General features: G+C 44.2%; 1 pseudogene. It reads right to left on the minus strand.

The features are described 5' to 3' along the window. Positions 1-516 (minus strand): annotated as a pseudogene (locus HC176_RS16040) (2-oxoacid:acceptor oxidoreductase subunit alpha); the annotation flags it as partial.

Here is a 516-nt window from a genome sequence, read left to right on the forward strand (position 1 = left end):
TATTTTTTTGAACTTGCTGAACAGCTCTTCAGTGTTCTTTGGAAGCGGATTGATATAGTTGAAATGAGCGAATCCAATATTTCTGAAGCCTTCATCATAAAGTTGCTTGGCAGCGGTGTGAAGAGAACCATAAGTTCCTCCCCAACCTATAATAAGTAGATCCCCTTCTGAAGCGAATTCAGGAACAAGTTCAGGAATGAAGCTTTGTACCCTTCTTACTTTTTCAGCTCTCACTTGTGTCATCACTTCGTGGTTTTGGGGAACGTGGGAAACGTTTCCTGTTCCCGCATCTTTTTCAAGACCTCCTACGCGATGTTCCAGCCCCGGAGTACCCGGTACTGCCCAATCTCTGGCAAGAGTGATCTCATCCCGGTTATATGGATGCCAGTCTTCCTTACCTTCTTTAACCAACCTGGTTTTTATTTCAGGAAGGTCTTCTACTTTTCTAATTTTCCAGGGTGCAGATCCGTTTGCAATATATCCGTCGGTTAGCAGCACTACCGGAGTCATATGTTC

The sequence above is a fragment of the Tamlana crocina genome, assembly GCF_012037625.1.